Source organism: Pseudomonas sp. P7779 (assembly GCF_013386315.1).
Lineage (GTDB): Bacteria > Pseudomonadota > Gammaproteobacteria > Pseudomonadales > Pseudomonadaceae > Aquipseudomonas.
The window spans coordinates 22,446-48,806 of sequence record NZ_JACARZ010000090.1 but is presented as its reverse complement, the minus strand read 5'-3'; the positions used below and the strand labels follow the sequence as shown (position 1 = coordinate 48,806).

The 26,361-nt window shown below is 61.4% G+C and carries 26 protein-coding genes and 1 pseudogene; 17 read left to right on the top strand and 10 right to left on the bottom strand.

Annotated elements, in window-relative coordinates; genetic code table 11:
- Positions 1-213: 213 nt before the first annotated feature.
- On the bottom strand, positions 214-1,707 hold the full coding sequence (locus HX869_RS24910) for a CoA-acylating methylmalonate-semialdehyde dehydrogenase (RefSeq protein ID WP_003211182.1): 1,494 nt from the start codon (positions 1,705-1,707) through the stop codon (positions 214-216).
- Positions 1,708-1,746: 39 nt separating this feature from the next.
- Positions 1,747-3,096: an aspartate aminotransferase family protein gene (locus tag HX869_RS24905; protein WP_178903798.1), complete on the bottom strand. Its 1,350-nt coding sequence runs from the start codon at positions 3,094-3,096 to the stop codon at positions 1,747-1,749.
- 125 nt (positions 3,097-3,221) lie between these two features.
- Between HX869_RS24905 and HX869_RS24900 the strand changes: the two genes are divergently transcribed.
- The 4 genes from HX869_RS24900 (at position 3,222) to HX869_RS24885 (ending at position 6,964) form a co-directional block, all read left to right on the top strand.
- Positions 3,222-4,142, top strand: a complete 921-nt coding sequence (locus HX869_RS24900; protein WP_087693467.1) for a LysR family transcriptional regulator — start codon at positions 3,222-3,224, stop codon at positions 4,140-4,142.
- Between the two features lie 86 nt (positions 4,143-4,228).
- Entirely contained in the window at positions 4,229-5,623 is a 1,395-nt protein-coding gene (locus HX869_RS24895; protein WP_134325677.1) for a uracil-xanthine permease family protein, read from the top strand.
- Between the two features lie 87 nt (positions 5,624-5,710).
- A complete protein-coding gene (locus HX869_RS24890) occupies positions 5,711-6,370 on the top strand; it encodes a TetR/AcrR family transcriptional regulator (RefSeq protein WP_003211175.1) in 660 nt (219 codons plus the stop codon).
- A gap of 12 nt (positions 6,371-6,382) precedes the next feature.
- Entirely contained in the window at positions 6,383-6,964 is a 582-nt protein-coding gene (locus tag HX869_RS24885; protein ID WP_102368022.1) for a YigZ family protein, read from the top strand.
- Between the two features lie 302 nt (positions 6,965-7,266).
- On the opposite strand, the gene HX869_RS24880 is transcribed toward HX869_RS24885, so the two are convergent.
- Entirely contained in the window at positions 7,267-7,659 is a 393-nt protein-coding gene (locus HX869_RS24880) for a hypothetical protein (RefSeq protein WP_102605233.1), read from the bottom strand.
- Positions 7,660-7,742: 83 nt separating this feature from the next.
- On the opposite strand from HX869_RS24880, the gene HX869_RS24875 reads away from it, so the two are divergent.
- The 3 genes from HX869_RS24875 (at position 7,743) to HX869_RS24865 (ending at position 10,311) form a co-directional block, all read left to right on the top strand.
- Positions 7,743-8,093 (top strand): MerR family transcriptional regulator, encoded by a 351-nt coding sequence (locus HX869_RS24875; protein WP_003211171.1) that lies wholly within the window; start codon positions 7,743-7,745, stop codon positions 8,091-8,093.
- Between the two features lie 26 nt (positions 8,094-8,119).
- Positions 8,120-8,806, top strand: a complete 687-nt coding sequence (locus HX869_RS24870) for an SDR family oxidoreductase (protein ID WP_003211169.1) — start codon at positions 8,120-8,122, stop codon at positions 8,804-8,806.
- A gap of 146 nt (positions 8,807-8,952) precedes the next feature.
- Positions 8,953-10,311, top strand: a complete 1,359-nt coding sequence (locus HX869_RS24865) for an 8-oxoguanine deaminase (protein WP_003211168.1) — start codon at positions 8,953-8,955, stop codon at positions 10,309-10,311.
- A 155-nt stretch (positions 10,312-10,466) separates the two neighbouring features.
- On the opposite strand, the gene HX869_RS24860 is transcribed toward HX869_RS24865, so the two are convergent.
- Positions 10,467-11,555: a calcium:proton antiporter gene (locus HX869_RS24860; RefSeq protein WP_003211166.1), complete on the bottom strand. Its 1,089-nt coding sequence runs from the start codon at positions 11,553-11,555 to the stop codon at positions 10,467-10,469.
- A gap of 194 nt (positions 11,556-11,749) precedes the next feature.
- Between HX869_RS24860 and HX869_RS24855 the strand changes: the two genes are divergently transcribed.
- A complete protein-coding gene (locus HX869_RS24855; protein ID WP_008430770.1) occupies positions 11,750-12,703 on the top strand; it encodes an adenosine deaminase in 954 nt (317 codons plus the stop codon).
- On the opposite strand, the gene HX869_RS24850 is transcribed toward HX869_RS24855, so the two are convergent.
- Both HX869_RS24850 and HX869_RS24845 read right to left on the bottom strand, forming a co-directional pair.
- On the bottom strand, positions 12,700-13,392 hold the full coding sequence (locus HX869_RS24850) for a helix-turn-helix transcriptional regulator (protein WP_178903797.1): 693 nt from the start codon (positions 13,390-13,392) through the stop codon (positions 12,700-12,702). The two genes, HX869_RS24855 and HX869_RS24850, sit on opposite strands and share 4 nt — an antisense overlap.
- Positions 13,393-13,530: 138 nt before the next feature.
- Complete coding sequence (locus HX869_RS24845) at positions 13,531-14,460, bottom strand: LysR family transcriptional regulator (RefSeq protein ID WP_087693475.1); 930 nt, start codon at positions 14,458-14,460, stop codon at positions 13,531-13,533.
- 117 nt (positions 14,461-14,577) lie between these two features.
- On the opposite strand from HX869_RS24845, the gene HX869_RS24840 reads away from it, so the two are divergent.
- The 3 genes from HX869_RS24840 to HX869_RS24830 all read left to right on the top strand — a co-directional run bounded on the left by HX869_RS24840 (position 14,578) and on the right by HX869_RS24830 (position 16,238).
- The gene (locus HX869_RS24840; protein WP_003211158.1) at positions 14,578-14,871 is read left to right on the top strand and encodes a putative quinol monooxygenase; all 294 of its coding nucleotides are present in this window, start codon (positions 14,578-14,580) and stop codon (positions 14,869-14,871) included.
- Between the two features lie 28 nt (positions 14,872-14,899).
- The gene (locus HX869_RS24835; RefSeq protein ID WP_178903796.1) at positions 14,900-15,913 is read left to right on the top strand and encodes a zinc-binding alcohol dehydrogenase family protein; all 1,014 of its coding nucleotides are present in this window, start codon (positions 14,900-14,902) and stop codon (positions 15,911-15,913) included.
- A gap of 145 nt (positions 15,914-16,058) precedes the next feature.
- Complete coding sequence (locus HX869_RS24830; protein ID WP_003211153.1) at positions 16,059-16,238, top strand: hypothetical protein; 180 nt, start codon at positions 16,059-16,061, stop codon at positions 16,236-16,238.
- Positions 16,239-16,244: 6 nt separating this feature from the next.
- On the opposite strand, the gene HX869_RS24825 is transcribed toward HX869_RS24830, so the two are convergent.
- Together HX869_RS24825 and HX869_RS24820 are read right to left on the bottom strand one after the other, a co-directional pair.
- Positions 16,245-17,438: a multidrug effflux MFS transporter gene (locus tag HX869_RS24825; protein WP_003211152.1), complete on the bottom strand. Its 1,194-nt coding sequence runs from the start codon at positions 17,436-17,438 to the stop codon at positions 16,245-16,247.
- Positions 17,439-17,524: 86 nt separating this feature from the next.
- A complete protein-coding gene (locus tag HX869_RS24820; protein WP_177020798.1) occupies positions 17,525-17,725 on the bottom strand; it encodes a heavy-metal-associated domain-containing protein in 201 nt (66 codons plus the stop codon).
- A gap of 147 nt (positions 17,726-17,872) precedes the next feature.
- On the opposite strand from HX869_RS24820, the gene HX869_RS24815 reads away from it, so the two are divergent.
- The 4 genes and pseudogenes from HX869_RS24815 to HX869_RS24800 form a co-directional block, all read left to right on the top strand.
- Complete coding sequence (locus HX869_RS24815) at positions 17,873-18,253, top strand: hypothetical protein (RefSeq protein WP_003211148.1); 381 nt, start codon at positions 17,873-17,875, stop codon at positions 18,251-18,253.
- Between the two features lie 76 nt (positions 18,254-18,329).
- Complete coding sequence (locus HX869_RS24810; protein ID WP_102368020.1) at positions 18,330-20,531, top strand: cation-translocating P-type ATPase; 2,202 nt, start codon at positions 18,330-18,332, stop codon at positions 20,529-20,531.
- A complete protein-coding gene (gene cueR, locus HX869_RS24805) occupies positions 20,528-20,929 on the top strand; it encodes a Cu(I)-responsive transcriptional regulator (protein ID WP_008430758.1) in 402 nt (133 codons plus the stop codon). The genes HX869_RS24810 and cueR overlap by 4 nt, the downstream gene beginning before the upstream one ends.
- A gap of 213 nt (positions 20,930-21,142) precedes the next feature.
- Positions 21,143-21,352: pseudogene (locus HX869_RS24800) on the top strand (MerR family DNA-binding protein); the annotation flags it as partial.
- A gap of 145 nt (positions 21,353-21,497) precedes the next feature.
- Here HX869_RS24800 and HX869_RS24795 read toward each other — a convergent pair.
- Together HX869_RS24795 and HX869_RS24790 are read right to left on the bottom strand one after the other, a co-directional pair.
- Positions 21,498-22,397 carry a PA4780 family RIO1-like protein kinase gene (locus HX869_RS24795; protein WP_008438985.1) on the bottom strand — a complete coding sequence of 300 codons (900 nt, stop codon included), beginning with the start codon at positions 22,395-22,397 and terminating at the stop codon, positions 21,498-21,500.
- A gap of 151 nt (positions 22,398-22,548) precedes the next feature.
- A complete protein-coding gene (locus HX869_RS24790; RefSeq protein ID WP_008438987.1) occupies positions 22,549-23,826 on the bottom strand; it encodes an acetyl-CoA C-acetyltransferase in 1,278 nt (425 codons plus the stop codon).
- Positions 23,827-23,940: 114 nt separating this feature from the next.
- Here HX869_RS24790 and HX869_RS24785 point away from each other — a divergent pair, with 114 nt between their 5' ends.
- Positions 23,941-25,293 carry a 3-oxoacyl-ACP reductase gene (locus tag HX869_RS24785; RefSeq protein ID WP_178903795.1) on the top strand — a complete coding sequence of 451 codons (1,353 nt, stop codon included), beginning with the start codon at positions 23,941-23,943 and terminating at the stop codon, positions 25,291-25,293.
- Between the two features lie 2 nt (positions 25,294-25,295).
- Positions 25,296-26,144, top strand: a complete 849-nt coding sequence (locus HX869_RS24780; RefSeq protein WP_178903794.1) for a MaoC family dehydratase — start codon at positions 25,296-25,298, stop codon at positions 26,142-26,144.
- The last annotated feature ends 217 nt before the right edge of the window (positions 26,145-26,361 follow it).

The following is a 26,361-nucleotide window of genomic DNA, read 5'->3' as shown; positions in this document are numbered from 1 at the left end:
GGGCTTCGATGATCTGAAGCTACTCGCTGTCGAAACCTACATAACTCTTTGTTTACCAAGGAGTTTTCCGTTTCGACTGCGCCGGAAGTGGGGCGAATTATAGACTTCCAGAATCTGCCGTCAACACCTTTTTTCACAATACTGTCATATCGGTCAAAAAAGCCCTGAAAAGCAAAGGCCGGCCCCAAGGGGCCGGCCTTCTACTTACCGAACCTACAAGCTAGGAAAGGCAAACTGCGACGCCTCATGACTGGCCCGTTGCGGCCAGCGCTGGGTAATCGCCTTGCGACGCGTATAGAACCGCACCCCATCCGGCCCATAGGCATGCAAGTCGCCAAACAGCGAGCGCTTCCAGCCACCAAAGCTGTGATAAGCCACCGGCACCGGCAACGGCACGTTGACGCCAACCATACCCACTTCAATTTCGTCACAGAACAACCGCGCCGCCTCACCGTCACGGGTGAAGATACAGGTGCCGTTGCCGTACTCGTGATCGTTGATCAACTGCATGGCCGCTTCCAGGCTGTTCACCCGAACCACACACAGCACCGGCCCGAAGATCTCTTCTTTATAGATGCGCATCTGCGGGGTCACGCGGTCGAACAAACTGCCCCCCAGGAAGAAGCCATCTTCATTACCGGCAATACTCAGGCCACGACCATCGACGACCAACTCAGCACCCGAAGAAACGCCGTCCTCTATATAGCCACTGACTTTATCGCGCGCCTGGCCAGTGACCAGCGGCCCCATGTCCAATCCACACGTGGTGCCCGCACCAATCTTCAGCGCCTTGATCTGCGGCACCAGCTTGGCGACCAATGCGTCAGCCACCTGGTCGCCGACACACACGGCAACAGAGATCGCCATGCAACGCTCACCGCACGAACCATACGCCGCGCCCATCAAGGCACTGACAGCGTTATCGAGATCCGCATCCGGCATCAGCACCGCATGGTTCTTCGCCCCGCCCAACGCCTGTACACGCTTGCCGCGCTTGGTGGCTTCGGAATAGATGTACTCGGCGATCGGCGTCGAGCCGACAAAGCTCAACGCCTTGACTTCCGGCGCTTCGATCAACGCATCCACCGCGCCTTTATCGCCATGCACCACACTCAGCACGCCTTTAGGCAAGCCAGCTTCCTGCAACAGTTGTGCAATCAGCAGCGTCGAGCTTGGATCACGCTCCGACGGCTTGAGGATGAAGCAGTTACCGCAGACGATCGCCAGCGGATACATCCACAACGGCACCATCGCCGGGAAGTTGAACGGCGTAATACCGGCCACCACACCCAACGGCTGGAAGTCAGACCAGGCATCGATATTCGGGCCAACGTTACGGCTGTACTCGCCCTTGAGGATTTCCGGCGCCGAGCACGCGTACTCCACGTTCTCGATCCCGCGCTTGAGCTCACCGGCCGCATCTTCCAGGGTCTTGCCATGCTCTTCGCTGATCAGCTGGGAGATACGCGCTTCGTTCTGCTCAAGCAATTGCTTGAAACGAAACATCACCTGGGCACGCTTGGCCGGTGGCGTGTTACGCCAGGCCGGGAAAGCTGCCTTGGCCGAATCGATGGCGCTTTGAATGGTTTCACGGCTGGCCAACGGCACCTGGTGAATCACCTGGCCAGTCGACGGGTTGTACACGTCGGCAGTGCGACCGTTTTCGGTGACCAATTGGCCGTTGATCAAATGCTGGATGAGGCTCATGCAGGGCTCCTGAAAAGTTGTTCTATATAGAAGGAGGAATCAGTCGATCTTGTTCAGCACTTCGCCGACCGCATCGAACAAGCGATCCAGGTCCTGCGGCTTGCTGTTGAAGGTTGGGCCGAACTGCAGGGTGTCGCCGCCAAAGCGCACGTAGAAGCCGGCTTTCCACAAGGCCATGCCCGCTTCGAACGGACGCACGATGGCATCACCATCACGCGGGGCAATCTGGATCGCACCGGCCAGGCCATAGTTACGAATGTCGATCACGTTCTTGCTGCCCTTCAGGCCGTGCAGGGCATTCTCGAAATGCGGTGCGACTTCGGCCACGCTCTGCACCAGGTTTTCCTCCTGCAGCAGGTCGAGTGCCGCCAAGCCAGCCGCGCAGGCAACCGGGTGGGCCGAGTAGGTGTAGCCGTGTGGGAATTCCACCGCGTACTCAGGCGTCGCCTGATTCATGAACGTCTGATAAATCTCGGTGCTGGCAATCACCGCGCCCATCGGGATCGCGCCGTTGGTGACTTGCTTGGCAATGCACATCAGGTCCGGGGTCACACCGAAGCTGTCAGCACCAAACATCGAACCGGTACGACCGAAGCCGGTGATCACTTCATCGAACACCAACAGGATGTTGTGCTGATCGCAGATCTCACGCAGACGCTTCAGGTAACCCTGCGGCGGAACCAGCACGCCGGCAGAGCCCGCCATCGGTTCAACAAACACCGCAGCGATGTTCGACGCATCGTGCAACTCGATCAGCTTGAGCAGCTCGTCCGCCAAGGCAATCCCGCCCAGCTCCGGCATGCCACGGGAGAACGCATTGCTCGCCAGCAGGGTGTGAGGCAGATGGTCAACATCCATCAGCCCCTGACCAAAAATCTTACGGTTACCGTTCACGCCGCCCAGGCTGGTACCTGCGATGTTCACGCCGTGATAACCACGGGCACGGCCGATCATCTTGGTCTTGGTCGCCTGGCCTTTCAGGCGCCAGTACGCACGCACCATCTTCACCGCGGTATCGGCACACTCGGAGCCGGAGTCGGTGAAGAACACATGGTTCAGGTTACCCGGGGTCAGGTCGGTAATCTTTTCTGCCAGCTGGAACGACAACGGATGACCGTATTGGAAGCCCGGCGAGTAGTCCAACGTACCCAACTGCTTGGAGACCGCTTCCTGGATTTCCTTACGGGTGTGCCCGGCGCCGCAGGTCCACAGACCCGACAGCGAGTCATACACCTTGCGCCCCTTGTCATCGGTCAACCAGCTGCCTTCGGCCGCCACGATCAGGCGCGGGTCACGATGGAAGTTACGGTTGGCGGTGTACGGCATCCAGTGCGCGTCCAGCTTCAGTTGGCTGGCCAGGGTGGACGGAGCGTTTTCGGGCATGTTCATGAGCAAAACCTCGCAAGGCAAAAGGCAGCGTCGGGATTGAAAAGCGTTGTTGCAGCTAAATTGCCACGGGGATAAAGTCGGTGAAATCCAACTCTTCTAACCTTCAGTCAGGCCTTCACTAAACTATGAGCAGCCGTCGACCCGACCCTCTGGCCCAAGTCAGCGACTTCGATATCCGACTGTTGCGCATCTTTCGCAGCGTGGTGGAGTGCGGTGGCTTCTCGGCGGCGGAAACCGTACTGGGGATTGGCCGCTCGGCCATCAGCCAGCAAATGAGTGATCTTGAACAGCGCCTTGGCCTGCGCCTGTGCCAACGCGGGCGGGCGGGGTTTTCCCTGACCGAGGAGGGACGCGAGGTGTACCAGTCGGCGTTGCAGCTGCTCAGCGCCCTGGAAAGTTTTCGCACCGAGGTCAACGGCCTGCACCAACACTTGCGCGGCGAACTGATCATCGGCCTGACCGACAACCTGGTCACCCTGCCCCACATGCGTATCACCCACGCCCTGGCACAGTTGAAGGAACGCGGCCCGGACGTACAGATCCAGATCCGCATGATCGCCCCCAATGAAGTCGAACAAGGGGTGCTCGACGGCCGCCTGCATGTCGGCGTAGTCCCCCAGGCCAGCGCCTTGTCGGGACTTGAATACCAGCCGCTGTACAGCGAACGCTCGCTGCTCTATTGCGCAGTGGGCCACCCGCTGTTTTACGCCGACGACAAGCAACTGGACGACGACCGCGTCAACAGCCAGGACGCCATCGCCCCAACCTTCCGCCTGCCCGCGGATATCCAGGCGCACTACCAGGCACTCAATTGCACCGCCAGCGCCTCGGACCGCGAAGGCATGGCCTTCCTGATCCTCACCGGCCGCTACATCGGCTACCTGCCCGACCACTACGCCAGCCTGTGGGTACAACAAGGCCGACTGCGCGCGCTGAAACCGGCTACACGTTTTTACGATTTGAGCCTCGCTTCGGTCACGCGCAAGGGCCGTCGCCCTCATTTGGTGCTGGAAAGCTTCCTCGAAAGCCTGGCCGCAACGCGCTAACACGGGCCTTACAGAAAAACCTGAGCAACTGGACAGCTTTTTGCAAGACAAGGGGATCTCGAACCGTCAGCCATGAGTTCCCCGCCATGCCGCCAGAATCCAACACCTCCAGCGACCTGATCTACGGCCTCAACGATAGGCCCAAACCTTTGCCTGCATTGCTTGCCGCGTTGCAGCATGTGTTGGCTGCCTTCGTCGGCATCATCACCCCGCCGCTGATCATCGGCTCTACCCTGGGCCTGACCGCCCACCTGCCCTACCTGATCAGCATGGCATTGATGGTTTCCGGTGTGGGCACCTTCATCCAGGCGCGCAGGCCGTTTGGCATTGGCGCCGGGATGATCTGCCTGCAGGGCACCAGCTTCGCGTTTCTCGGCGCCGTATTGTCGGCCGGGTTTCTGGTCAAGCAACGCGGCGGCAGCCCGGAAGACATCCTGGCGATGATTTTCGGTATCTGCTTCTTCGGCGCCGCAGTGCAGGTCGTGTTGAGCCGTTTCATCGGTCAGCTCAAAAGGGTAATCACGCCGCTGGTGACCGGCATCGTCATCACACTGATCGGCATCAGCCTGATCAAGGTCGGCATCACTGACCTTGGAGGCGGCTTCAATGCCCCGGACTTCGGCGCGCCAACCAACCTGGCACTCGGCCTGTTCGTGGTACTGACCATCATCCTGCTCAACCGCTCGAACACACCATGGGTACGGCTCTCCGCCATCATCATCGGCCTCGCACTGGGCAGCCTCGCCGCCTGGTTCAGCGGCAAGTTGGTGCCCCAAGCCTTGCCTGATTTGCCATTGATCAGCCTGCCTACACCGTTCCACTTCGGTTTCAATTTCGATTGGAGCGCTTTCCTGCCGGTAGCGCTGATTTATCTGATCAGCACCATCGAAACCGTCGGCGACCTCACTGCCAATTGCATGATCGCCCGCCAGCCCATCAGCGGCCCTTCCTATATAAGCCGACTCAAGGGTGGCGTACTGGGAGATGGCATCAGTTGCATGATCGCCGCCACCTTCAGTGCCTTTCCCAACACCACATTCGCCCAGAACAACGGCGTGATCCAGCTGACCGGCGTGGCCAGCCGTTACGTCGGCTTGTACATCGGCGCGGTACTGTTTTGCCTCGGGCTGTTTCCGTTGATTGGTGCGGTGCTGCAGCAAATCCCCAAGCCGGTGCTGGGCGGCGCAACCCTGGTGATGTTCGGCAGCGTAGCGGCGGCCGGCGTGCGCATTCTCGCCCAGGCCCCGCTGGATCGGCGCAGCATGCTGATCATCGCCACCTCGTTCGGCGTCGGCCTGGGGATCGCGGCGCAACCGAACCTGCTGCACCTGATGCCAACCCTGGTGCAGAACCTGTTCGACTCGGCCATCACCAGCGGCGGCCTGACCGCCATCGTATTGTGCCTGCTGCTACCTGAAGCCAAGGCTCCCGTGGATGCCGCAAACCGGACCCTGGAAAGCGACACTCTGGAGCCGCTTTAAGGGTTTTATCGTATCGGGACTTGTCTGGGGCTTGAGGGTGGGTTATCTGTGCACACGTCGCATTCATCGATCTGCACGGAAACCTCCATGAGCCTCGAAGTTCCTGCCCACAGCAACCACGCCGGAAAACCTGCAAGCCGCATTCGCCAAAAGAACGAACAAGCGATTTTGCAGGCCGCCGAAGACGAGTTCGCCCGTCATGGCTACAAAGGCACCAGCATGAACACCATCGCGGCGAGTGCCGGGTTGCCGAAAGCCAACTTGCACTACTACTTCACCAACAAGCTGGGCCTGTACATCGCGGTGCTCAGCAACATCCTCGAATTGTGGGACAGCACCTTCAACACCCTGACCGCCGAGGATGACCCGGCGGCCGCCCTGACCCGCTATATCCGCACCAAGATGGAATTCTCCCGGCGCCAGCCACAAGCCTCGCGGATCTTCGCGATGGAGATCATCAGCGGCGGTGAGTGCCTGACCGAATATTTCAGCCAGGACTACCGCGCCTGGTTCAGCGGCCGTGCGGCGGTATTCCAGGCCTGGATCGACGCCGGCAAGATGGACCCTATCGACCCGGTGCACCTGATCTTCCTGCTGTGGGGCAGCACCCAGCATTACGCCGACTTTGCCACCCAGATCTGCCGCGTGACCGGGCGCACCAAGCTGACCAAGCAGGACATGGAAGACGCCGGCACCAACCTTATCCACATCATTCTCAAAGGCTGTGGCATCAAGCCGGCCCTCTAAACGAAGTTACCCATGCCTTTCACGCTTACCGGCCTTTGCGAGTTTCGCGAAGAAATTCGCAAAAGCCGCTTCATTACCCTCGCCGCCCCGATCAGCAGCCCCCAGGACGCCCAGGCCTTCATCGACCAGCACAGCGACCTGAACGCCACGCACAACTGCTGGGCCTGGAAACTCGGCGATCAATACCGCAGCAACGACGACGGCGAACCCGGCGGGACGGCCGGGCGCCCGATCCTGGCCGCGATCGAAGCGCAGGATTGCGACCAGGTCGTGGTGCTGGTGATCCGCTGGTACGGCGGCATCCAACTGGGCACCGGCGGCCTGGCCCGCGCCTATGGCGGCGGCGCGAACAAATGCCTGCAAGCCGCCGAACGCGTTGAGCTGATCAAACGGGTGCCGCTGAGCTGCTCCTGTGGTTTTGCCGAGCTGCAGTTGGTGAAGCTGCGAGTGGCCGAACTGGGTGGGCTGGTGATGGAAGAAACCTTCACCGCCAATGGCGTCGACCTACAGCTGGCCCTCGGCGAGGCACATATCGACACCCTGCAAGCGCAGCTCGCCGACCTGAGTCGCGGGCGCATTCTGCTGGAGCGCTGAAACTGCCCACATCTACTGTGCACCTGCCTGTGGATAACCTGAGCACACTCGCCTGTAACCCTTCTGTCACAAGGGTTTCAGACGGTTGTACAGTTTTTGTTCAAGGCACTGCACGAAAGTATTAATCCAGCTCAAAAACAGTCAGTTAGGCGGGTTATGTCCTTTAGAACAAAGGGCCACAGCGCTTATATCCACCGGTCACGCTTGCGCACAATTACTGTGGAGCAACCTGTGGATAACCCGTGCAAGAGTGACCCCGCAGCAGAGCCTGCAACGTTCCGGCACAACTGAGCATTTTTTGATCAACTTGTTACTCGGCGCACCGGTATCAACTGAGCCACCGCCCACAGCACTTCAAACACCACGACAATCACCAATACAGTACTGGCACCATGGGCCAGCGCGTAGATCTGCCAGGTGGCAAACAGCACTCGGCCGGCGGCGTCGTAGCGGCCAAAGATCGCTTGTGGGTCGCGGATTCGTAGCACCGACCACACGCAGACAATCGAGCCCATCAGGTTCGCCATCAACATATGCACAGGCGCGAACGGCGGCAGCTCGCCGGGCAGGTTCAACGCCACCAGGGCGTTATGCAGCAGGACAAACGTCCAGGGTGTGACCAGTGCGGCGGTGACGATCAGGTCGTACCAACCGCTGGCCCGAACCAGTCGACGGTATTGGTGTGCGGTCCACATAGCCGTAAGCTCCTTAAATTCAAGAAGCCAGCAGGCTAAAGCCTGGAGTATGCTCCAGGGTCAAGCCCCCTTGAGCCCTCTACATGCGTATCGGCGAATTAGCCCAGGCCAGCCAGGTCAGTCGCGACACCCTGCGTTTCTACGAGCAACGCGGGCTGATTGCCGCGCAACGCAGTGCCAACGGTTACCGTGACTACCCCGCCGACATGGTGCAACTGGTGCTGTACATCAAGACCGCCCAGCGCCTGGGCTTCAGCCTGGGTGAAATCGGCAACAGCGTCGGCGCATTATGGCAAGCTCCAGACCCCGACAGCGCCGTGACCCAGCTCCTGCAAGACAAGCTCAACCTGATCGAAACCCGCATCGCCGAACTCGACCAACTGCGCCAAGAGTTGCAGCAAAGGCTCGGCCAGCGTTGTCCACTGAACCCGTGAACCTCCACCGTCAAAGGAAGCCATTCATGTCCACTTCAAAAACCGCACTGATTATCGGCGCCTCCCGGGGCCTGGGCCTTGGCCTGGCCAAGCAACTGCTGGCGGACGGCTGGGAGGTGACCGCCACCGTGCGCGACCCGCAAAAGGCCGATGCCTTGAAGGCCTTGGGCGAGGTGCAAATCGAAAAGCTCGACATGGATGACCAGCAGGCGGTAATCGCCCTCAGCCAGCGCCTCAAGGAAAAAACCTTCGACCTGCTGTTCGTCAACGCAGGTGTCAAAGGCCCGGCCAACCAGGAACCGGGCCACGCCACCCTGGCTGAAGTCGGCCAACTGTTTTTCACCAACGCCGTGGCGCCGATCAACCTGGCCCAGCGTTTTGTCGGGCAGATCCGCCCAGGCACCGGCGTGCTGGCCTTCATGAGTTCGATCCTGGGCAGTGTCACCATTCCCGACGGCTCGGACCTGGCGCTGTACAAGGCCAGCAAGGCCGCCCTCAACTCCATGACCAACAGCTTCGTCACCCAATTGGGCGATCAGAAACTGACCGTGCTGTCGTTGCACCCGGGCTGGGTGAAGACCGACATGGGTGGCGAAAACGCCCACATCGACGTGCCCACCAGCGTGCGCGGCCTGGTTGACCAGGTGAATGCCTACACCGGCAAGGGCGGCCATCACTTTGTGGACTACAAGGGCGACACCATCGCCTGGTAAAAAAACCGGGATCGTTATCGGCCGATTGCCGTCGATAACGATCCACACGTAAACTGCGCACCTCGCCCTCCCCGGCGACCCTGGATCAGCAGACAGGGCAACACTGAGCTGGCAAACCTGAACCCATCATTCAGAGGAGCCGGCCAATGCCTGCGACCCGTATCTGGTTAAAAAACCCCCTCGCGATTTTCACTGCCAATGGCCTCGACGCCCGTGGCGGCCTGGTGCTGCAAGACGGTGTGATCACCGAAGTGCTGGGCTGGGGCCAAGAACCCGCCGTGCCCTGTGGACAAGTATTCGATGCCCGTGAGCATGTCGTCCTTCCTGGACTCATCAACACCCACCATCACTTCTATCAAACCCTGACCCGCGCCTGGGCGCCGGTGGTCAACCAGCCGCTGTTTCCCTGGTTGAAAACCCTGTATCCGGTCTGGGCCCGACTCACCCCGGAAAAACTCGCCCTGGCGAGCAAAGTGGCCCTGGCCGAACTGCTGCTCTCGGGCTGCACCACGGCGGCAGACCACCACTACCTGTTCCCGGACGGCCTGGAACAGGCGATCGACGTGCAAGTCGACAGCGTGCGCGATCTGGGCATGCGCGCCATGCTCACCCGCGGCTCCATGAGCCTGGGCGAGGCCGACGGAGGGCTGCCACCGCAACAAACCGTGCAGCAAGGCGAAGTGATTCTGGAAGACAGCCGCCGCCTGATCCGCCAGTACCACGAGCGCGGTGACGGCGCACAAATCCAGATCGCCCTGGCGCCCTGCTCGCCGTTTTCCGTCACCCCGGAAATCATGGAAGCCAGCGCCGAGCTGGCCAACAACCTCGACGTGCGCCTGCATACCCACCTGGCGGAAACCCTCGACGAAGAAGACTTCTGCCTGCAGCGTTTCGGCCTGCGCACCGTGGATTACCTCGACAGCGTCGGCTGGCTAGGCCCGCGCACGTGGCTGGCCCACGGGATTCACTTCAACCCTGAAGAAATCGCACGCCTCGGAGCTGCCGGTACCGGTATCTGCCATTGCCCGAGCTCGAACATGCGCCTGGCTTCCGGGATATGCCCAACGCTGGACCTGCTGGCCGCCGGTGCACCGATTGGCCTGGGGGTGGACGGTTCGGCGTCCAATGATGCGTCGAACATGATCCTCGAAACGCGCCAGGCCCTGTACATCCAGCGCCTGCGTTACGGGGCAGAGAAGATCACCCCGGAACGGGTGTTGGGTTGGGCGACAAAAGGTTCGGCGCAGTTACTCGGTCGCAGCGACATCGGCGAACTGGCCGTAGGCAAACAGGCCGACCTTGCGTTGTTCAAGCTCGATGAACTGCGCTTCTCCGGCAGCCATGACCCGATCTCGGCGCTGCTGCTGTGTGGCGCCGACCGAGCGGACCGGGTGATGGTCGGCGGCAAATGGCGGGTGATCGACGGGCAGGTCGAGGGCCTGGACCTGAAAGGCTTGATTGCCGATCACAGCCAGGCGGCGCGGGAACTGATCAACCGGACTTAACTGAAGAAACACTTTTCAAATGTGGGAGCGGGCTTGCTCGCGAATGCGTTGGGTCAGTCAACATATCTGGCGACTGACACTCCGTATTCGCGAGCAAGCCCGCTCCCACACAAGCCCGGTTTCCACAATTATTTCTGCGGTGTTTTCAGGATTGGTTACAGTCCAAGCAGCGACAGCATGATAAACGTCGCAAACAACACAAAATGGGTCATCCCTTCGATGGCGTTGGTTTCGCCATCGTTGAGGTTGATCGCACTGACAATCAGCGTGATAAACACCATCACGGTCTGCACCGGCGTCATCGCCATCTGAAACGGCTGGCCGGTGTACAAGGCCATGGCTTCCATCACCGGCACGGTCAAAATCACCGTCGACAGAGAAGCCCCCAGCGCGATGTTCACCACCGACTGCATGCGGTTGGCCAGCGCTGCGCGCAACGCGGTCAAAATCTCCGGGGCGGCGGAAATCGCGGCCACGATGATCGCCGTGATTACCGGTGGAGCGCCCGTGCCTTCCAGGCCCAGGTCGAGGGTCTTGGACATCACCTCAGCCAACGCGCCAATCACGATCACGCCAAACACCAACGTCCCGATGGAAAACGCCAGGTTGATCGGCGGCGACTCTTCTTCCGGCTGTTTCTTGCGGCGTTTTTCCGGGTAGCTGTAGCTGAAGAAATAACTGTGGGGCCCCACCTGCATCCGCAGGAACAACGTGTACAGCACCACCATCGCGCCAATGGTGAAGGCCGAGTAAATTTTCCAGTCGGCCTCGGGGATAAATTCCGGCACCACCATCGACACACCCATGGCGGTAAGGATCATCACGCTGTAGGTGCGCGCCGAATCGTCGTTGTAGGACTGTTCACCATGCTTGATGCCGCCCATCAGCGCGGCCAGGCCGAGGATGCCGTTGATGTCGAGCATCACCGCCGAATAAATGGTGTCGCGCACCAGGGTCGGCGAGGGCTCGTTGCTCATCATGATCGCCAGGATCACTACTTCCACCAGCACGGCGGCGAGGGTCAGGATCATGGTGCCGTAGGGGTCGCCGACCTTTTCCGCCAGTTGCTCGGCGTGATGGGCCACGCGCATCGAGGCCACGACGATAAAGCCGATCAGCGCTATGCCAGCCAACAGCGCCACCATCTGCCCGCTGTGCAGCATCCAGTGTTCCAGCGGGTAGGCAGCGATGGCGGCAATCAGCGCCAGCAGCATGAATTTTTCTTGCTTGATAGATGTGAGCATTGCAGGCCTTTTGAACGCGGCGAATCCGTCATTGATGGGGTACAGACTGCACCGCGCCGCTAACGTTTCGTTACACCTTAGTTCATGCACTGCTTGCACGGTGCCTGTGGATGCTCACCGCTTGGTCAGGTTTTGCCGATTATTTCGGCGTGCGCCTGTAGAATGCCGCCATTGCACCTGATGAGAATTTATAAATGTACGATTGGCTCAACGCCCTGCCCAAGGCTGAATTGCACCTGCACCTGGAAGGCTCGCTGGAGCCTGAGCTGCTGTTCGCCCTGGCCGAACGCAACAAGATCGCGCTGCCGTGGAACGACGTCGAAACCCTGCGCAAGGCCTACGCCTTCAACAACCTGCAAGAGTTTCTCGACCTCTACTACAAGGGCGCCGATGTACTGCGCACTTCCCAGGATTTCTACGACCTGACCTGGGCCTACCTGCTGCGCTGCAAGGCGCAGAACGTGATCCACACCGAACCGTTCTTCGACCCACAGACCCACACCGACCGTGGCGTACCGTTCGAAGTGGTGCTCAACGGCATTGCCGCCGCCTTGAAAGACGGCGAGCAACAACTGGGCATCACCAGCGGTTTGATCTTGAGCTTCCTGCGCCACTTGAGCGAAGAAGAGGCCGAAAAAACCCTCGACCAGGCACTGCCATTCCGTGATGCGTTTGTTGCCGTGGGCCTGGACAGCTCGGAAATGGGCCACCCACCGAGCAAGTTCCAGCGCGTGTTTGATCGTGCCCGTCACGAAGGTTTCCTGACCGTCGCCCACGCCGGTGAAGAAGGCCCGCCGGAGTACATCTGGGAAGCCATCGACCTGCTGAAGATCCAGCGTATCGACCATGGCGTACGCGCCATTGAAGACGAGCGCCTGATGCAGCGGATCATCGACGAACAGATCCCGCTGACGGTGTGCCCGTTGTCCAACACCAAGCTCTGCGTGTTCGACGACATGTCCCAGCACAACATCCTCGACATGCTTGAGCGTGGGGTGAAAGTGACGGTGAACTCGGACGATCCGGCGTACTTCGGCGGTTATGTCACCGAGAACTTCCATGCGCTGTACACCTCGCTGGGCATGACCCAGGACCAGGCCAAACGCCTGGCGCAAAACAGCCTGGATGCACGGTTGGTCAAGCCTTAATCACCGACCGGTCTGGCGAGCCGGGCAATTTCCAGTTGCCCGGCTTCACTGACCTGCAACGCCTGGGACTCATTGATCACGCTGACCCAGTTCGACTGCAGGCACAACTGCAACAACGCGGCCCCCAACGCACCGCCCAGGTGTGGCTGTTGTTCGCTCCAATCAAAACAATCGCACACGATCGGTTGAGCCAGTGCCTGGGTAAAAATCCCCAGCGCTGCGAGTTTGCGCGCACCTGACGGCGTCACGTCCGTACGCTGTTCCGCGCGCTCGATCCACGCGGCCGCCATCATCCGTTGATACAAACCCGCTGCCAGCTCGCCCCCCAGGTGACCATGGCACAGCCGCGCTCGCCGTAAAGCCGCAGGCGCAGTCAATGACCGCGAATGAATGGGCGTGCTGCGGGCGACGCTGGCCATCGTGGTGCAGGCCAATGCATCCACGGCGGCCGCCACATCGGCGGCGGCCACCCGGAAAAAGCGTTTGCCGCTGCGGGCTTCGACACGCAGCAGGCCACCGGCCGTCAATCGCGTCAGATGCGCATTCGCCGAGGCCGATGACAGCCCGGCAAGTGCCGCCAACTCATCGGAGGGTTTGGCCGAGCCGTCCATCAATGCCCACACCATCGCGGTGCGTTTCGGGTCGGCCAGCAAGGTGGCGATCTGACTGATGCAAGGTGCCTGTTCCATGTGCTCATTCACTCCCTGTTGAATCATTTGTCTGCTGCGTCTGGCGGAAAAGTATAAGCGTGAAAACGCCGGGTTCCGTGCCGTCTTACAGCGCAACCAAGGACAGAAGCTGAAGGAAATTTCCCGATATCCCCGGGGTTATGGTGTAGAGGCTGATCGCTCCGGCAATTGCGCAGTCAATGTCGCACAACGGGCAACGAGCATTTCCCGCAGAAGATTGATCGGCTTGCTCAGTTGCGCGCGATGGGCACACAACAGATTGAGCGGCGTACGTTCGCCCCGCAGCTCCGGCAGGATCAGCCGCAGGCGCCCCGCCAGCACATCGGAGCTGACATCCAGCCAGGACTTGTAGGCGATACCCACCCCCGCCACCGCCCAGCGTCGCACCACATCGGCATCATCACTGAAGCGGTCGCCGGTCACCGTCAGGCCGACATCACGCTTGCCATCGTTAAACCCCCAATGGTCATGCACCCGGCTGCCGAGCATGTACAGCAGGCAATTGTGCTGGGTCAGTTGCTCCAGGTGGCGCGGCTCGCCGTGCCGCGCCAGATAGCTGGGAGCAGCGCAGAGCACGCGGCAGTTGTCCGGGGCGATGGGCAACGCGATCAGGCTGGAGTCTTCGGGTTCGCCGTAGCGCAGGGCGATATCCACCGGCTGGCGGAACAGGTCGGCAATCCGGTCGCCCAACAACAGGCGTACGCTCAGGTCGGGGTATTCGCGCTGGAACTCATCGAGCCAGGGCAACAACTGGTTACGGCCAAAGTCCGACGGCGCCGAGAGTTGAAGCACCCCGCTGACCTGATCCTGGCCGCTGGCCAACAACCGCCGGCCTTCATCCAGGCTGCTCAAGGCGGCCCGGGCGTACTCCAGGAAGCCTTCGCCCTCGGCCGTGAGGCGCAGGCTGCGGGTGGAACGCGCCAACAACCGTGCGCCCAACTGCTGCTCGATGCGCTTCAACGCCGCGCTGGCCACCGCCGCCGACATGTCCATCACCCGTGCTGCCGCCGAAAGGCTGCCCAGGTCTGCCGCACGCACAAACAACTGCAAGTCATCAAAACGCAGCACGCCGACCGCCCATTATCAAAAAAGCATTGAAAGAGACTGCTCTTTTAGCGGGTTTTATCTTCCAGAGAAATAGCCAATCATCTGTCCATCCCGTTCATCACGTGTCTGGAGTCGAATATGTCTGCTGCCTTTAACGTCATCGCCACGCTGATCGCCAAACCCGGCCAACAGGCCACCCTGGAAACCCTGCTGCGCGAGCTGCTGGAACCGACCCGCATCGAAGCCGGCTGCCAGCAGTACGACCTGCACCAAGACCTGCAACACCCCGAGACCTTCTACATGCTCGAACGCTGGAGTGACGACGCCGCGCTGGCCGACCACGACCAGAGCGCGCATATCCAGAATTTCCGCACCAAGGCTGCCGACGTGCTTGAGCATTTCGAACTCAAGCGCCTGAAGTTTATTGCCTGATCAACCGCCCCCTTTTTTGGAAACCATCATGAAAGCCATCGCCTACTACGCCGCACTGCCGATCAACGATCCAAAATCCCTGCAAGACATCGAACTGCCCGAACCGGTCGCCGGCCCCCGCGACCTGCTGGTGGAAGTCAAAGCCATCTCGGTGAACCCGGTGGACACCAAGGTGCGCCAGAACGTCGCCCCGGAAAACGGCGCGGCCAAAGTGCTGGGCTGGGACGTGGCCGGTGTGGTCAAGGCCGTGGGCAGCGAAGTCAGCCTGTTCAAGGTCGGCGACAAGGTGTTCTACGCCGGCTCCCTGGTACGCCCCGGCGGCAACAGCGAACTGCACACTGTCGATGAGCGCATCGTCGGCCATATGCCGAAAACCCTGGGTTTTGCCGACGCTGCTGCACTGCCGCTGACCGCCATCACCGCCTGGGAATTGCTCTTCGAACGCCTGCAAGTGCGTGAAGGCAAGGCCGATGAAGGCCAGAGCCTGCTGATTGTCGGTGCTTCGGGTGGTGTGGGATCGATCCTGACCCAACTGGCGAAACAGCTCACCGGCCTGAAAGTCATCGGCACCGCCTCCCGTCCTGAAACCCAGGCATGGGCCAAGGACCTGGGCGCCGACCTGGTGATCGACCACAGCAAACCGTTGAGCGAAGAGCTGAAAAACGCCGGCCATCCGCAGGTGAACTACGTCGCCAGCCTGACCCAGACCGACCAGCACCTGGACCAACTGGTGGAAGCGCTGATTCCCCAGGGCAAACTGGCGCTGATCGACGATCCAAAGGCATTGGACGTAAGCAAGCTCAAGCGCAAGAGCCTGTCGCTGCATTGGGAGTTCATGTACACCCGTTCGATGTTCGAGACCAGCGACTTGATCGAGCAGCACAACCTGCTCAATCGCGTCGCCGAACTGATCGACGCCGGTACTCTGAAAACCACCGTGGGCGAGCACTTTGGCGTGATCAACGCGGCCAACCTGCGCCGCGCCCACGAACTGCTGGAAAGCGGCAAGGCCAAGGGCAAGATCGTGCTGGAAGGGTTCTAACGAAAGGTTCTGTCAGTGTCGTCTGTTATTCATGTGAGTAATGGACGACACCGCTAGTCAGAGACTTGATCCTTGTCATATTTGTGAGCGTATTCGGGTTTATATTGGCCGCCTTTGCCACGCAATTTACGTGAGGAAGTCAGCAATGAAGATCCTGATAAAAGCGCTAGCAAGATCCGAAGGCAACAAATGGCAGGTCCGTCTCGACCAGAACGCCTTTACCTTCCGCAGTGAGGCCGAGGCCCGCGCGTTTGCCGACACCCTGCAAACCCGTATCCAGGCGCCTCACCGATTCCCCGAAAGCCAGCAGCGTTCTGCTGGCTGATCCTGATCAGTCCGCCGCTTGCAGTGCCCGTTGGCGCTGCAGGCGCCGGGTCAGCATCGCGAACGTTACGGCCAATACGCCACACAAGCTGATGACCATTGCCATCGGCATCGCCGTGCCGTCGTGCAGCACGCCGACCAACGACGCTGCGCCTGCGGCCACACCAAACTGAATGCAGCCGAGCAACGCCGACGCGCTGCCCGCCCGAGCGCCCTGCCCGCTCATGGCGCAGGCCGAGGTATTGGGCAAAATGCAGCCCAGGCTGGCGATGCAGATAAACAGCGGTACCAGCAGTGGCCACAAAGCGTCCGTGCGCAGCGCAGTAATTGCCAGCAACGACAGACCCGCCGCCAGGTAAACCCACACCGTGCGCGACAGCAAAAATGCCGGGCCACGCGAAGCGAGCAAACGCGCATTGACCTGTGCCACCAGGATAAAGCCCGCGGCATTCGAGCCGAATACCCAGCCATAGTGTTCGGCGGGCACGCCATAGAGCTTGATAAAGACGAAGGGCGAGCCCGCGATGTAGGCAAACATACCGGCAATCGAGATGCCGCCGGTCAAGGCATAGCCCAGGTACACCCGGTCCGACAGCAACCGGCCGTACTGGCGCAGTGCGCCTGACAGCGGCTGGCGCGGTTGATGGGCCGGGAAGCTTTCCGGCAGCCCGACTGCTACCGCAATGGCCGCCATCACACTGAACGCCGTCAGCGCCAGGAAGATCGACTGCCAGCCCCACACCCCAACCATCACCCCGCCCGCCAGCGGCGCGAGGATCGGCGCCAGCCCGGTGACCAGCATCAGTTGGGAAAACACCTTGGCCGAGCCCACCGCGTCGCATTTATCGCTGACCACCGCCCGCGAGATCACCATGCCCGCACAGCCGCCCAGGGCCTGGACGAAACGCGCGCCGATCAGCCATTCCAGGGACGGCGCGTACGCACAGGCGAAGGACGCCAGGGTAAACAGGGTGACGCCGCTGAGCAGCGGCCCGCGCCGGCCAAAACGGTCTGCCAGCGGTCCATAGATCAACTGGCCGATCGCCAGGCCCGTGAAGTACACGGCCAAGGTCAGCTGAATATGTTTTTCGTCGGTGCCGAATGCCACGGCCATGGCCGGGAAACCCGGCAGGTAGAAGTCGATGGCCAGCGGCGCGAACGCGCTCAAGGCCCCCAAGATCAGGATTATACGAAGGTTCATCAGGCACCCAGGTGAGTCGGCAGCCCGACAGTCTAGCCGGGCGCGGGTGCCTTGAACATTAAGTTAGCTCGCTAACTATCAGAAAATCAGGCGAGCTTGACACTGTAGCCTTCCTCGCTGATCAGGTTGATCACCTCTGCCGGCGACAGCAGGCTGCCTTCCACCCTGACTTCCTTTGCCGCGAGGTCAACGAGCACGCTGGCCGCCGGGTCCTTATCCTGCACCGCCTGGGTTACCGAGCGGACACAGTGGCCGCAGGTCATTCCTTCAACGCTGAATACTTGCATGACATGACTCCCTTAATGAGGTTGCCCGCAGTGTTGACCTTGCCATGATGGCAAGGTCAAGTTCTGAAAACATCGGCCGGGCTGGCATTCATTCGCGCCCTCGGCCAAGCTGCACTTATCCACGATGTGAACCTCGGAGAATTCGCCATGCGCTGGTCATTTTTTGGCCTTGTCAGCCTGATGGGCTTGTTTGCTGCTGTGCCACCGGCCAGCGCAGATGAAGATTATGCGGTGCTGATCATTTCCCGGGAGCGCCTGGAAGTGCCGACCAACTGCGAGATTGGCTTGTACATCCAGGACCAGTTGGCCGGGCGGCTGTTCCAGGAGCAGGCCACCTCCTTCAACTTGCCGGCCGGGAATGTGTCGTTGCGCCTGAAGTTGTTGCCGGGGCAATCCCAGGGTTGCTTGCCGGGCATGCTCGCGCCACCGGCGCAAAACATTACGTTGAAGGCGGGTGACGTGCGCAAGTTGCGTATCGCGCAAGGGCCGGACGGCATGTACCTGAAACCGGCCGCACTGGAATACTGAAACATTGATCTAACGCCTTGACCTTCCCCACAGGTCAAGGTTGATCCTAGGGGCAATCTCTCCTGGAGTACTGCCCATGAACGGATCCACCACCTTCGACCTGCCGATCAGCGGCATGACCTGCGCCAGCTGCGCCGGGCGGGTTGAACGGGCACTGGGCAAAGTGCCCGGGGTGCAAAGTGTCAGCGTCAACCTGGCCAACGAACGCGCACACATTGAAGTGCTCGGCCAGATGGACCCCGGCGTCCTGATCGCCGCCGTCGACAAGGCCGGCTACACCGCCACCCTGCCCCAAAGCGAAACCGCCACCCAGGCCAGCCAGGAACAACGCCTGAGCCATGAACGCTGGTCGCTGCTGCTGGCAATCCTGCTCGCCGCGCCGTTGGTGCTGCCGATGCTGGTGCAACCGTTCGGGCTGCACTGGATGCTCCCGGCCTGGGTGCAATTTGCCCTGGCCACCCCGGTGCAATTCATCTTCGGTGCGCGCTTCTATATCGCGGCCTGGAAAGCCGTGCGCGCCGGAGCGGGCAATATGGACCTGCTGGTCGCCATCGGCACCAGCGCCGGTTACGGCCTGAGTATCTATGAATGGCTCACGGCGTCCGCCGGCACAATGCCCCACCTGTATTTCGAAGCCTCGGCGGTGGTGATCGCCCTGGTGCTGCTGGGCAAATATTTGGAAAGCCGCGCCAAGCGCCAGACCGCCAGTGCCATCCGCGCTCTGGAAGCCTTGCGTCCGGAACGGGCGATTCAGGTGATCGACGGCCGCGAGCAGGACGTCGCCATCACCGCCCTCAAGCTGAATGACCTGGTGCTGGTCAAACCCGGCGAACGCTTCCCGGTGGACGGCGAAGTGGTCGAAGGCCAAAGCCACGCCGACGAAGCCTTGATCAGCGGTGAAAGCCTGCCGGTGCCGAAGCAGCCTGGCGACGCAGTCACCGGCGGCGCCATCAATGGCGAAGGCCGGCTGCTGGTGCGTACCCTGGCCCTCGGCGCGGAAAGCGTGCTGGCGCGGATCATCCGCCTGGTGGAAGACGCCCAGGCCGCCAAGGCACCGATCCAGAAACTGGTGGATAAAGTCAGCCAGGTGTTCGTGCCGGTGGTGCTGGTGCTGGCCTTGGCCACGCTGGTCGGCTGGTGGCTGTATGGCGCACCGCTGGAGGTCGCGCTGATCAATGCGGTGACCGTATTGGTGATCGCCTGCCCTTGCGCCCTTGGCCTGGCCACACCTACCGCCATCATGGCCGGTACCGGCGTTGCCGCCCGCCACGGCATCCTGATCAAGGACGCCGAAGCCCTGGAGCGCGCCCATGAAGTCAGCGCCGTGGTGTTCGACAAGACCGGCACCCTGACCTCCGGCGCACCAAAGATTGCGCACCTGGCCGCCATTGACGGCAATCAAGGGGCGCTGCTGCAACAGGCCGGCGCGCTGCAGCGCGGCAGTGAACACCCATTGGCCAAGGCGGTGCTGGATGCCTGTGCCGAACAAGGTTTGAACGTCGCGGATGTCAGCGCCAGCCAATCCCTTACCGGGCGTGGCATTGCAGGCACCCTAGATGGCCGGCAACTGGCGCTGGGCAACCGTCGCCTGCTGGAAGAAACCGGCTTGAGCACCGGTGATCTCGCCGACTCGGCCAGTGCGTGGGAGGCCGAAGGCCGCACCTTGTCCTGGCTGATCGAGCAAGGCCCGCAGCCCCGCGTGCTGGGTTTGTTTGCCTTCGGTGACACGCTTAAACCGGGCGCCCTGCAGGCGATACAGGCACTCAAGGCTCGGCATATCAGCAGCCACCTGCTGACCGGCGATAACCGTGGCAGCGCCCGCGTGGTCGCCGAAGCCCTGGGCATCGATGACGTGCACGCCGAGGTGTTGCCTGCGGACAAGGCGGCTACCGTCGCCGAGCTGAAAAAGACCGGCGTGGTGGCAATGGTCGGCGACGGCATCAACGACGCACCGGCCCTGGCCGCGGCCGACATCGGCATCGCCATGGGCGGCGGTACCGACGTGGCGATGCACGCGGCAGGTATTACCCTGATGCGCGGCGACCCACGGCTGGTGCCGGCAGCCCTGGAAATCAGCCGCAAGACCTATGCGAAAATTCGACAGAATCTGTTCTGGGCCTTTGTGTATAACTTGATCGGCATTCCGCTGGCGGCGTTCGGCCTGCTCAACCCGGTGATGGCTGGCGCGGCCATGGCCCTGTCCAGTGTCAGCGTGGTGAGCAACGCACTGCTGTTGAAAACCTGGAAACCCAAGGACCTGGAGGACGAGCGTCCATGAACATCGGCCAAGCAGCACGCCAAAGCGGCCTGAGCGCGAAGATGATTCGTTACTACGAGTCCATCGGCTTGTTGAAAGCCGCCCATCGCACCGACAGCGGCTACCGCATTTATGGCGCCGATGACTTGCACACCCTGGCGTTTATCAAGCGCTCGCGGGACCTGGGGTTTTCCCTGGAAGAGGTCGGCAAATTGCTGACGCTGTGGCAGGACCGGGGACGCGCGAGTGCCGACGTCAAGGCGCTGGCCCGCCAGCATATCGATGAGCTGAACCAGAAGATCCTCGAGCTGGGGCAATTGCGCGATACGTTGCAGGACCTGGTGGAACACTGCCAGGGCGATCATCGGCCGGATTGCCCGATTCTCAAGGAGTTGGCGTCGGGCAGTTGTTGCACCTGAGCAAGTTTAACCAGGCATGCACGGAACCTAATGTGGGAGCGGGCTTGTTCGCGAATGCGGAGTGTCAGTCAATACATCAGTTGACTGAACCAGCGCTTTCGCGAGCAAGCCCGCTCCCACATTTGGATATCCACTCGCCGTTGGATCACTGCATCCAGGGCGGCGGTGGCGGCTCTTCCGACGCTTTGCTCGGTGGCGCATCGTCTGCCGCACGAGTTGCTGACCCTCTGGCAGGACCGGGGCCGTGCGAGTGCCGACCTGAAGGCGCTAGCCCGCAAGCATATCGATGAGCTGAACCAGAAGATCCGCGAGTTGGGGCAATTGCGCGATACGTTGCAGGACCTGGTGGAACACTGCCAGGGTGATCACCGGCCGGATTGCCCGATTCTCAGGGAGTTGGCGTCGGGCAGTTGTTGCACCTGAGCAAGTTTAACCAGGCATGCACGGAACCTAATGTGGGAGCAGGCTTGCTCGCGAATGCGGAGTGTCAGTCAATACATCAGTTGACTGAACCAGCGCTTTCGCGAGCAAGCCCGCTCCCACATTTGGATATCCACTCGCCGTTGGATCACTGCATCCAAGGCGGCGGTGGCGGCTCTTCCGACGCCTTGCTCGGTGGCGCATCGTCTGCCGCGCGAATCGCCTGGCGACGCTCTTCATCGAGCCGCGCCGCTTCGATCTCGCGGATAACACCGCCCACGTCAGCCAGCTCTTCCGGTTCGTCGAACTCGCCGGTCAACACACTGGCCGGGTGCAGAGTGCCGGCTTCATACAGCGCCCACATCTCCTTGGCGTACTTGGTCTTCTTCAATTCCGGGGCAAAGCGCCCGAAGTAGGAAGCCATGTTGCCCACATCCCGTTCCAGCATGCTGAACGCGTGGTTGTTGCCCGCGGCATCCACCGCCTGAGGCAGGTCGATGATCACCGGGCCCGTCGGCGTCAGCAGCACGTTGAACTCGGAAAGGTCACCGTGCACCAGGCCGGTACACAACATCAGCACGATCTGGGTAATCAGGAAGGCGTGGTATTCGCGGGCCTGGTCCGGCTCCAGCGTCACGTCGTTCAAACGTGGCGCCGCGTCGCCGTATTCATCGGCCACCAGCTCCATCAGCAGCACGCCTTCGAGGAAGTCGTACGGCTTGGGCACGCGAACACCCGCACCGGCCAGGCGAAACAGCGCCGCTACCTCAGCGTTCTGCCAGGCGTCTTCGGTTTCTTTCTTGCCGAACTTGGAGCCCTTGGCCATGGCCCGGGCCTGACGGCTGTTGCGGACCTTGCGGCCTTCCTGGTATTCGGACGCCTGACGAAAACTTCGTTTATTCGCCTCCTTGTAGACCTTGGCGCAACGTAACTCGTTGCCGCAGCGCACCACGTAAACAGCTGCTTCTTTACCACTCATGAGTGGGCGCAGCACCTCGTCGACCAGACCGTCCTCGATCAGGGGTTCAATGCGTTTAGGAGTCTTCATCAGCTTTTATTGTGGGTCCTTTATTACCAAACACGCGTATGGCACTCGTTATACGGCAATCCTCTCGCCGCGGGGAGAGGGTACCGACCTTTGACCGCTTAAGAATGCATCCAATATGCCAAATTGACCGGCGGCCCGATCATAGCCGAGATCAGCGCTCAATAATCGCGGTGACGCCCTGGCCCCCGGCGGCGCAGATCGAGATCAGGCCCCGGCCCTTGCCGGCTGCGTCCAGCAGCTTGGCCAGGTTGGCGACGATACGCCCGCCCGTGGCAGCAAACGGATGGCCGGCGGCCAATGAGCTGCCCTTGACGTTCAAGCGGCTGCGGTCGATAGAGCCCAGCGGTGCGTCCAGCCCCAGGCGGGTCTTGCAGTAATCCGGATCTTCCCAGGCTTTCAGCGTGCACAACACTTGGGCAGCGAAGGCTTCGTGAATCTCGTAGTAATCGAAGTCCTGCAGGGTCAGGCCATTCCTCGCCAGCAGGCGCGGCACGGCGTACACCGGCGCCATCAGCAGGCCTTCGGCGCCGTTGACGAAATCCACCGCCGCCGCTTCGCCATCGCGCAGGTAGGCGAGAATCGGCAAGCCGCGCTCCTTGGCCCAGGCTTCACTGCCCAGCAGCACCAACGAGGCGCCATCGGTCAGCGGCGTCGAGTTACCGGCGGTGAGGGTGCCCTTTTCACTGCGCTCGAAGGCGGGCTTGAGGCTGGCGAGTTTTTCCAGGGTCAGGTCGGGGCGCAGGTTGTTGTCGCGGGTCAGGCCAAGAAAGGGCGTGAGCAAATCGTTTTGCCAGCCTTCGGCGTAGGACGCGGCCATTTTCTGATGGCTTTCCAGCGCCAACTGATCCTGCTCGGCGCGGGGGATCTGCCAGGTCTGCGCCATCAACTCGCAATGCTGGCCCATGGACAACCCGGTGCGCGGTTCGCCGTTGCGCGGCAGCTCCGGCTTGAGGTGATGGGGACGAAGTTGTAACAAGACTTTAAGTTTATCCGCCATGGATTTGCTGCGATTGGCTTGCAGCAGGATTTTGCGCAGGCCCTCATTCACCCCGATAGGCGCGTCGGACGTGGTGTCGACGCCGCCGGCAATCCCGCTTTCGATCTGCCCCAGCGCAATCTTGTTCGCCACCAGCAACGCGGCTTCCAGCCCCGTGCCACAGGCCTGCTGAATATCGTAGGCCGGGGTTTGCGGCGACAGGCGCGAGCCCAGCACGCACTCGCGGGTCAGGTTGAAGTCGCGGGAATGCTTGAGCACCGCCCCGGCGGCCACCTCGCCAATACGCAGGCCGTGCAGGTTGTAGCGTTCGATCAGGCCTTCGAGGGCGGCGGTCAACATCGCCTGGTTGCTCGCCGTGGCGTAAGGGCCGTTGGAGCGGGCGAAGGGGATGCGGTTACCGCCAATGATCGCTACACGGCGCAATTGAGTCATGGAAAGCTCCCTTGAGGTTATGGGGTGAATCTCTGAGCCTAGCCTAGGCTCAATCGAACGACTTTCACCTATTGATGGTCCACCGTTTGAACCCCAGCACTCGGAGAGCGTTCCATGTCTGACCGTTATATCGACTTCGCCAACTCCAGCCTCGGCCATCGCCTGGTCGCCGCCATTGGCCTGCCGTCACCGGTACGCCTGGAACGCTGGCAGGCCGGACGCCTGCGCCCGGTGGAGGGTGCACTGCTGATCGGCGGCGGCCCGCTGGCGACAAAAATCCTGCCGTTCGCCAACAAGCTGACCGACGCTATCTATAGCTACGGCACCGAACCGTCGGCGGCAACCACCTGGATTCCCGGCCACGGGCCCAAGCTCAAGGCCGTGGTATTTGACGCCAGCCAGTTGCAGCACACCGATCAACTCAAGCAGTTGCGGGAATTCTTTCAGCCGTTGATGAAGAACCTCGACCACAGCGCGCACCTGGTGATCCTTGGCCGCGCCCCGGAAAGCCTCGGCGACCCGTTTGCCGCCAGTGCCCAACGGGCCCTTGAAGGCTTCAGCCGGTCGCTGGCCAAAGAGCTGCGCAGCGGCGGCGTCCTGCAATTGCTGTACGTGGGCGACGGGGCCGAGGATCAATTGGAGGGTGCGTTGCGGTTCTTCCTCTCGCCGAAAAGTGCCTATATCTCCGGCCAGGTCATTCGCTTGAACCCTTGCGCGACCCAGGTCGCGGACTGGACGCGCCCGCTCGCCGGGCACAAGGCCCTGGTGACCGGCGCCGCCCGCGGCATCGGTGCCTCGATCGCCGAAACCCTGGCCCGCGACGGTGCCGAGGTGATCCTGCTGGACGTGCCACAAGCCAAGGCCGACCTCGATGCCCTGGCCGCGCGCCTGGGCGCCCGCAGCATCGCCCTGGATATCTGCGCCGAAGACGCCGCCACCCAACTGATCGAACACCTGCCGGACGGCATCGACATCGTGGTGCACAACGCCGGCATCACCCGCGATAAAACCCTGGCCAACATGACGCCGGAATATTGGGACGCAGTCTTGGCAGTCAATCTCAACGCGCCGCAAGTGCTGACCAAGGCGCTGCTGGACAGCGGCACCCTGCACGACAACGGTCGCGTGGTGCTGCTGGCATCCATCAGCGGCATCGCCGGCAACCGCGGGCAAACCAACTACGCCGCGAGCAAGGCCGGGCTGATTGGCCTGGCCCAGGCCTGGGCGCCGTTGCTCGGTGAGCGCGGGATCAGCATCAATGCCGTGGCCCCAGGCTTTATCGAAACCCAGATGACCGCACACATTCCCTTCGCCCTGCGTGAGGCCGGGCGCCGCATGAGTTCGCTGGGCCAGGGCGGCTTGCCCCAGGACGTCGCCGAGGCGGTGGCCTGGCTCGGCCAGCCGGGGTCGGGCGCGGTCAGCGGGCAGGCACTTCGGGTGTGCGGGCAAAGTCTATTGGGAGCGTAAGCATGGAGTGGCACACATTAGGCAGCACCCCGTTCCTGCCGCCGCTGTATTGGCGCGCGGCACTCAAGCGCAAGATCACCGGCACCAGGCTGCCCGAGCAAGGGTTGCGCTGCCGGGTCAGTGTGAACCCCAGGGAAGTCGCGGCCTATCGCAAGGTCTGCGGGTTTGCCGACAGCCCGGTCTTGCCGGCCACCTATCCGCATATCCTGGCATTCGGCCTGCAGATGCAATTGCTCACCGACAAGGCATTTCCTTTCCCGCTGCTGGGATTGATCCACCTGAGCAACCGGATCCGCATCCTGCGCCCGTTGGGCGGTGTGAGTGACTTGACGGTCGGCGTTTACGCGCAGAATTTGCAGCCCCATGCCAAGGGCGCGACATTCGATATTGTGACCACGGTCGAGGATTCACTGGGGCTACTGTGGGAAGCGCAAAGCCGGATGCTCTGTCGCGGTGTGAAACTCGATGGCGCAGCAACGGACAACCCGCTGCAACCCCCTGCCGCCGTCGCCGAACTGACCCGCTGGAAAGCCCCCGCCGATGTTGGCCGCCGCTACGCCCGGGTGTCCGGCGACTACAACCCGATTCACTTGAGCGCCCTCACTGCCAGGTTATTCGGCTTTCCCCAGGCCATCGCCCATGGGCTGTGGAACAAGGCCCGCACACTGGCGGCACTGAGTGAGCATTTGCCAGCCGCCAATCTCGAGATAGATGTCGAGTTTAAAAAGCCGGTGCGCTTGCCCAGTGAGGTAACGTTGTTCACCAGCGCCCCCGGCTCCAGCGGTGAGCTGCAACTTAAAGGCGCCGGGGACATTGAACACATGGTCGGCCGCTGGCGGCCCATCGCCTGATAAATTGTATATATACATCCTAAGTTATAGCGAGCTATCGATAGCTCGCTACTCTTATCAACTCATTGATTTTAATAAACTTACAACTTAAACACCGCCGCCTTCTACACCCTTGGTATTAGTCGTTAAGCAAACTAACTCTTCGTGTATATAAATCGTTAATACCAAGTTGAGCGTTGCGAGAGCGCGCACCCGGGACTGTTATAGCCATAACGGA

What these genes read in the sequence shown, in the direction of transcription:
- HX869_RS24910 (WP_003211182.1), bottom strand. Translation starts at nt 1,707, where the DNA reads ATGAGCCTCATCCAGCATTTGATCAACGGCCAATTGGTCACCGAAAAC.
- HX869_RS24905 (WP_178903798.1), bottom strand. Translation starts at nt 3,096, where the DNA reads ATGAACATGCCCGAAAACGCTCCGTCCACCCTGGCCAGCCAACTGAAG.
- HX869_RS24900 (WP_087693467.1), top strand. Translation starts at nt 3,222, where the DNA reads ATGAGCAGCCGTCGACCCGACCCTCTGGCCCAAGTCAGCGACTTCGAT.
- HX869_RS24895 (WP_134325677.1), top strand. Translation starts at nt 4,229, where the DNA reads ATGCCGCCAGAATCCAACACCTCCAGCGACCTGATCTACGGCCTCAAC.
- HX869_RS24890 (WP_003211175.1), top strand. Translation starts at nt 5,711, where the DNA reads ATGAGCCTCGAAGTTCCTGCCCACAGCAACCACGCCGGAAAACCTGCA.
- HX869_RS24885 (WP_102368022.1), top strand. Translation starts at nt 6,383, where the DNA reads ATGCCTTTCACGCTTACCGGCCTTTGCGAGTTTCGCGAAGAAATTCGC.
- HX869_RS24880 (WP_102605233.1), bottom strand. Translation starts at nt 7,659, where the DNA reads ATGTGGACCGCACACCAATACCGTCGACTGGTTCGGGCCAGCGGTTGG.
- HX869_RS24875 (WP_003211171.1), top strand. Translation starts at nt 7,743, where the DNA reads ATGCGTATCGGCGAATTAGCCCAGGCCAGCCAGGTCAGTCGCGACACC.
- HX869_RS24870 (WP_003211169.1), top strand. Translation starts at nt 8,120, where the DNA reads ATGTCCACTTCAAAAACCGCACTGATTATCGGCGCCTCCCGGGGCCTG.
- HX869_RS24865 (WP_003211168.1), top strand. Translation starts at nt 8,953, where the DNA reads ATGCCTGCGACCCGTATCTGGTTAAAAAACCCCCTCGCGATTTTCACT.
- HX869_RS24860 (WP_003211166.1), bottom strand. Translation starts at nt 11,555, where the DNA reads ATGCTCACATCTATCAAGCAAGAAAAATTCATGCTGCTGGCGCTGATT.
- HX869_RS24855 (WP_008430770.1), top strand. Translation starts at nt 11,750, where the DNA reads ATGTACGATTGGCTCAACGCCCTGCCCAAGGCTGAATTGCACCTGCAC.
- HX869_RS24850 (WP_178903797.1), bottom strand. Translation starts at nt 13,392, where the DNA reads ATGGAACAGGCACCTTGCATCAGTCAGATCGCCACCTTGCTGGCCGAC.
- HX869_RS24840 (WP_003211158.1), top strand. Translation starts at nt 14,578, where the DNA reads ATGTCTGCTGCCTTTAACGTCATCGCCACGCTGATCGCCAAACCCGGC.
- HX869_RS24835 (WP_178903796.1), top strand. Translation starts at nt 14,900, where the DNA reads ATGAAAGCCATCGCCTACTACGCCGCACTGCCGATCAACGATCCAAAA.
- HX869_RS24830 (WP_003211153.1), top strand. Translation starts at nt 16,059, where the DNA reads ATGAAGATCCTGATAAAAGCGCTAGCAAGATCCGAAGGCAACAAATGG.
- HX869_RS24825 (WP_003211152.1), bottom strand. Translation starts at nt 17,438, where the DNA reads ATGAACCTTCGTATAATCCTGATCTTGGGGGCCTTGAGCGCGTTCGCG.
- HX869_RS24820 (WP_177020798.1), bottom strand. Translation starts at nt 17,725, where the DNA reads ATGCAAGTATTCAGCGTTGAAGGAATGACCTGCGGCCACTGTGTCCGC.
- HX869_RS24815 (WP_003211148.1), top strand. Translation starts at nt 17,873, where the DNA reads ATGCGCTGGTCATTTTTTGGCCTTGTCAGCCTGATGGGCTTGTTTGCT.
- HX869_RS24810 (WP_102368020.1), top strand. Translation starts at nt 18,330, where the DNA reads ATGAACGGATCCACCACCTTCGACCTGCCGATCAGCGGCATGACCTGC.
- cueR (WP_008430758.1), top strand. Translation starts at nt 20,528, where the DNA reads ATGAACATCGGCCAAGCAGCACGCCAAAGCGGCCTGAGCGCGAAGATG.
- HX869_RS24795 (WP_008438985.1), bottom strand. Translation starts at nt 22,397, where the DNA reads ATGAAGACTCCTAAACGCATTGAACCCCTGATCGAGGACGGTCTGGTC.
- HX869_RS24790 (WP_008438987.1), bottom strand. Translation starts at nt 23,826, where the DNA reads ATGACTCAATTGCGCCGTGTAGCGATCATTGGCGGTAACCGCATCCCC.
- HX869_RS24785 (WP_178903795.1), top strand. Translation starts at nt 23,941, where the DNA reads ATGTCTGACCGTTATATCGACTTCGCCAACTCCAGCCTCGGCCATCGC.
- HX869_RS24780 (WP_178903794.1), top strand. Translation starts at nt 25,296, where the DNA reads ATGGAGTGGCACACATTAGGCAGCACCCCGTTCCTGCCGCCGCTGTAT.